General features: G+C 62.5%; 5 protein-coding genes. 4 read left to right on the forward strand and 1 reads right to left on the reverse strand.

Annotation, left to right across the window (positions count from 1 at the left end):
- The 4 genes from serS to C9413_RS27330 form a co-directional block, all read left to right on the forward strand.
- On the forward strand, positions 1 to 662 hold a 662-nt coding region (gene serS / locus C9413_RS27315; RefSeq protein ID WP_170251160.1), incomplete at its 5' end, for a serine--tRNA ligase.
- Between the two features lie 4 nt (positions 663 to 666).
- Positions 667 to 1,434, forward strand: coding sequence for a 5'/3'-nucleotidase SurE (gene surE, locus C9413_RS27320; protein ID WP_039844715.1), 768 nt, complete (start codon positions 667 to 669; stop codon positions 1,432 to 1,434).
- 6 nt (positions 1,435 to 1,440) lie between these two features.
- A complete protein-coding gene (locus C9413_RS27325) occupies positions 1,441 to 2,094 on the forward strand; it encodes a protein-L-isoaspartate(D-aspartate) O-methyltransferase (protein ID WP_039844716.1) in 654 nt (217 codons plus the stop codon).
- 171 nt (positions 2,095 to 2,265) lie between these two features.
- On the forward strand, positions 2,266 to 3,858 hold the full coding sequence (locus C9413_RS27330; protein WP_170251161.1) for a LysM peptidoglycan-binding domain-containing M23 family metallopeptidase: 1,593 nt from the start codon (positions 2,266 to 2,268) through the stop codon (positions 3,856 to 3,858).
- Between the two features lie 76 nt (positions 3,859 to 3,934).
- Here C9413_RS27330 and C9413_RS27335 read toward each other — a convergent pair whose 3' ends face one another.
- On the reverse strand, positions 3,935 to 4,807 hold the full coding sequence (locus C9413_RS27335; protein ID WP_039844718.1) for an ATP-binding protein: 873 nt from the start codon (positions 4,805 to 4,807) through the stop codon (positions 3,935 to 3,937).
- Positions 4,808 to 5,202 lie beyond the last annotated feature (395 nt).

A 5,202-nucleotide genomic window follows, 5' to 3' on the forward strand; every position in this document is an offset into this window, starting at 1 on the left:
GCACCGCACAGCTTCCAAAGTTCGCGGAAGACCTCTTCAGGACGACTGACGGTCGCTGGCTGATCCCGACGGCTGAAGTAACGCTGACCAATCTGGTCTCGGGTGAGATTCTCGAGCAGGAAAAGCTGCCCCTCCGCTTCACCGCGCTGACCCCGTCTTTCCGTTCTGAGGCAGGTTCGGCAGGGCGCGATACGCGCGGCATGCTGCGCCAGCACCAGTTCTGGAAGTGCGAACTCGTGTCGATCACCGATGCCGAGAGCTCGATCGCCGAGCATGAACGCATGACGGCCTGCGCCGAAGAAGTGCTGAAGCGCCTCGGCCTGCATTTCCGCACGATGACGCTCTGCACCGGTGACATGGGCTTCGGCTCGCGCAAGACCTACGATATCGAGGTCTGGCTGCCGGGGCAAAACGCCTATCGCGAAATCTCGTCCTGCTCGGTCTGCGGCGATTTCCAGGCGCGGCGCATGAATGCGCGCTATCGCGGCAAGGATGACAAGAGCACGAAGTTCGTTCACACGCTGAACGGCTCCGGCACCGCCGTCGGCCGCTGCCTGATCGCAGTGCTCGAAAACTACCTGAACGAGGACGGCTCGGTGACTATCCCCGACGCGCTGCTGCCCTATATGGGCGGTTTGACGAAGATCGAACGGGCGGCCTGAAGCGATGCGCATTCTGCTCACCAATGACGACGGCATCCATGCCGAAGGTCTCGCGGCACTTGAGCGGATTGCGCGCACCCTTTCGGACGATGTCTGGATCGTCGCGCCGGAAACGGATCAGAGCGGCCTGGCTCATTCGCTGAGCCTTTCGGAGCCGCTTCGTCTGCGTCAGGTGGCCGACAAGCATTTCGCGCTCCGCGGCACGCCGACGGATTGCGTCATCATGGGCATCAAGCAGGTGATGGACATCAAGCCTGACCTCGTGCTTTCCGGCGTCAATTCAGGCTCGAACGTCGCCGACGATGTCACCTATTCGGGCACCATCGCCGGCGCGATCGAAGGCACGATGCAAGGCGTGCGCTCCTTTGCGCTGAGCCAGGCCTATAGCTATTCCGACGGCGCGCGCATCGTGCCGTGGGAGGTCGCCGAGGCCCATGCGCCGGCGCTACTCGACAGGCTGATGACGGTCGACCTGCCGGAAGGCACTTTCCTCAACCTCAACTTCCCGAACTGCCGTCCGGCCGATGTTCAGGGTGCCGAAGTCACAGCCCAGGGCAAGCTCGCCTTCAACCTGCAGATTGATGCGCGCTCCGACGGCCGCGGCTTGCCATATTATTGGCTGAAGTTCGGCGAGCGTGGCGGCGCCTTTGCAGAGGGCACGGATATTCACGCGCTGAAGCATAATAAAATTTCGGTAACACCTTTGAAACTGGATCTAACCGATTATTCCGTGAAGGACCGCGTGGCGCGGGCGCTTTCAGGTACGGAGTAGGACGTTTTGACGGCACGGCTGGTCGAGAAGGAAGGTTTTGCGGCGCTCGTCTTGAGGCTGCGGGCGGAGGGTATCTCAGACATCGATCTCCTGACTGCCGTCGAGCAGACGCCGCGCTCGCTTTTCGTGCCGCCGCAATTTTCCGACGACGCCTATTCCACCCGGACGATCCCGATCGAGTGCGGCTCGTTCCTGGAAGGCGTCGATCTTGCCGTCCGCATCCTGCATCTTCTGAAGGTCAAGCCCGGTCAGCGTGTGCTCGAAGTGGGTACCGGCAGCGGCTTCACCGCAGCTGTCATCGGCCGCATCGCCGAGCGCGTGCTGACGATCGACCGCTACAAGACGCTGACGGCCAATGCGCAGCGGCGCATGGATCAGCTCGGCCTTCGCAGCATCGTCGTGCGGCAAGCCGACGGCAGCAACGGCCTGCAGGGCGAGGGGACTTTCGACCGCATCCTGGTGACGGCCGCATTCAATTCCATGCCGCGCTTTTATGCGGACCAGCTCGTCTCCGGCGGTTCGATGATTGCGCCGCTGATGATCTCCGAGGACCAGTGCCGCATGGTCCGGCTGACGAAGACCGGCAGCCGCTTCGAGCGCGACGAGCTTTTCGACGTGCCTTATTTGCCCATCGTGCCGAGATTGGCTTCCCAGCTCTGAAGCCATTTTGCGAGCATTTCCAGTGTGTCCGGCGGCTATGATTTCTCACCCGCAAAACTATGGTTATCAATTCCTCAAAAAAATCGCACTGATTCCAGCGCTTTAACCGGGTGGTAACACTAACGCGCTTTAATATACACACGAATGGTTGAGTTATGAGTGGGTCGAGTCATGCGTTTTAGCGTTTCGCCAAAGTTCGGAAAGCCGGCCGGCAATCTCTTGTTTATTACCTTGCTGGCAAGCACCGCAACGGGCTGCAGTTCGGATGTGACCCGCTTCGGCGGCCTCTTTGCCGGGTCGGGCCAGGATCAGATGACGACCGGTTCTGTACCGAGGCGGAACATGAGTGGCTCGCAGGGGGATCCGGTCCCGAGCGCCGATCTTCAGTCCGGAATGGCGCAGCCCTCATATAGTGCCAGCAATGACGCATTGAACCAGCCTTATCCGGCGGCGACCGGAACGACAAGCTCCAGCGCGCGCCTTGCGTCCGCCCCGGTTTCTGTCCAGCGCACCGAACTTGCCGCGCCGACGGGCGCATCCCCGGCGCCGTCGCGCGAAAAGCAGATCGCCATGGCGCAGCCGTTCCCGGCAGCTTCCTCCGGCTCCCAGCCGCCCCGCCAGGTGCAGGCTGCTCCGAAGCTGGCTGCGCCCGATCCGATGACGACGGGCACGACTCCGAAGGTGTCCGGATGGTCGGCGGCCAACGCGCCTACTGTGTTGGTGCGTCCGGGCGAAAATCTGGCAACGCTGGCCAACCGCTACGGCGTTCCCGAAAAGGAAATCCTCCGCGTCAACAACATGAAGTCGGCCGCTGCCATCAAGCCGGGCGAAACGATCCTCATCCCGACCTTCAACGGCGGCAGGAATGCTGCCAAGGCTTCCGCGCAGGCCGCCGACCTTTCCAAGACCGGTAAGCTTCCGCAGCCGTCGAAGACGCCGGACCAGAACCTCGCGGTGTTGCCGGGCGCAAACGCTGCTCGCGACAAGTCGCAGGCAAGCGCGGATGCTGCCGCGGGCAAGATTGCGGCCGGTGCCGGAAAGGACCCGAATGCAGGCGGCGGCACTTATACGGTCAAGCCGGGCGATTCCCTGGCCAAGATTGCCAAGGCGACCGGCACAAAGATCGATGATCTCAAGGCTGCGAACAACCTTTCCGCAAGCTCGATCCGCATCGGCCAGACACTGGCGATCCCGAACGGTTCTAGTTCCGCCGATCAGACGAAGACTGCGTCCATCCCGGCCAAGGCCGAGCCGAAGCCTGCTGCTCCGGCCGCAGTTGAAACTGCGTCCGCCCAGCCGGCCTCCTACCACGCGCCGGTCGCAACGCAGACTGTCGACGAAGTCGAGAAGAAGTCCGATGTCGCCTCCGCAGCCCCCGAATCGACCGGCATCGGCAAATATCGCTGGCCGGTGCGCGGCGCCGTCATCGCCGCTTACGGCGCGAACGTCAATGGCAGCCGCAACGACGGTATCGACATCTCGGTGCCGCAGGGAACGCCGATCAAGGCCGCCGAAAACGGCGTGGTCATCTATGCCGGTAACGGCTTGAAGGAGCTCGGCAACACCGTCCTCATCCGCCACGACGACGGCACGGTGACCGTCTACGGCAATGCCGACACGCTGAGCGTCGCCCGCGGCCAGAAGATCCAGCGCGGCCAGACCGTCGCCGTCTCGGGCATGAGCGGCAGCGTCAAGCAACCGCAGGTCCACTTTGAAGTCCGCAAGGACGCCTCGCCGGTCAATCCGATCACCTTCCTCGAGTAGGTAAAGCGTCTCGGGGAAGTGCAAAAGCCCGGCTGGCCGCCGGGCTTTTGTCGTTTTGCAGCAGCCGTAGCTCGGCTCAGTCGCGGGCGAGCGCGACGCGCATGCGCCCTGCGAGATCCTGGATGTACTGCCATGCGACACGGCCGGAGCGCGCACCGCGCGTGGTCGCCCATTCCAGCGCTTCCGCATGCATCTTCTTGCGATCGAGCGTCAGCTTGAAATGCTCGGCATAGCCGTCGATCATCATGAGATAGTCTTCCTGGCTGCATTTGTGGAAGCCGAGCCAAAGGCCGAAACGGTCGGAAAGCGATACCTTCTCTTCGACGGCCTCGGATGGATTGATCGCGGTCGACTGCTCGTTCTCCATCATATGCCGTGGCAGCAGGTGGCGACGGTTGGAGGTAGCGTAGAAAAGCACGTTGTCCGGCCGGCCTTCGATGCCGCCGTCAAGCGCTGCCTTGAGCGACTTGTAGGCGGTATCGTCATGGTCGAAGGAAAGGTCGTCGCAGAAAACGATGACGCGATGGGGCACCTCCTTCAGGATATCAAGCAGGGTCGGAAGGCTCGCAATGTCCTCGCGATGCACTTCTACAAGCTTCAGCGAAACGCCGCTTTCGCGCCGCACGTCCTCATGCACGGCTTTGACCAGCGACGACTTGCCCATGCCGCGCGCGCCCCAGAGTAGCACGTTGTTGGCGGCAAATCCCTCGGCAAAGCGCACCGTGTTTTCGTGCAGGATGTCACGCACGTGGTCGACGCCGCGGATGAGCTTCAAGGCAACGCGGTTCGGCCGCGCGACGGGCTGCAGATGCGTGCGGGCAGGCGACCAGACGAAACAGTCGGCGCCGTTCCAGTCGTTGACGCCGGGCGCCGGGCCTGCCAGCCGCTCGACCGCATTGGCAAGCCGCCTCAGCTCCTGCAAGATGACGCTGTTCAATTCTTCGGCCATCGCATGTCCTCCTGAATTTCCTGCCGCGGCATCCGCGCTTGTGGGTTTCGACGCGCAGTAGCATGGCCTTTCCACAGCGGAAAGGTTATGAGACAGGGGAATCGGTACGCCCGCAGGCTGTTTTTGTTGCATTCGTTCTTGCCGCAACTATAGTCCGGCCACCCGAAAAAGAGAGGCGGATATACGCCGCCCGTAGTTGAGGAGCTTATCAAAGTTCATCACCCCGGCATTTGCCCCAGCCGCACCGGATGCCGCTGCGTCGCCCTTCTGCTCCGGCTTCGCCATGGCCATACACGTTGTGCCGCGGAAGGGCGGCTGGGACTTCCTGCGTATCCCCCCGCAGCGCGCCCGGGCCACAGAGCGAGGTGAGCACCTACAACATACACGTCGTAGGG

It is taken from the genome of Rhizobium sp. SEMIA 4085, from assembly GCF_013004495.1.
Classification (GTDB): Bacteria; Pseudomonadota; Alphaproteobacteria; order Rhizobiales; family Rhizobiaceae; genus Rhizobium; species Rhizobium gallicum.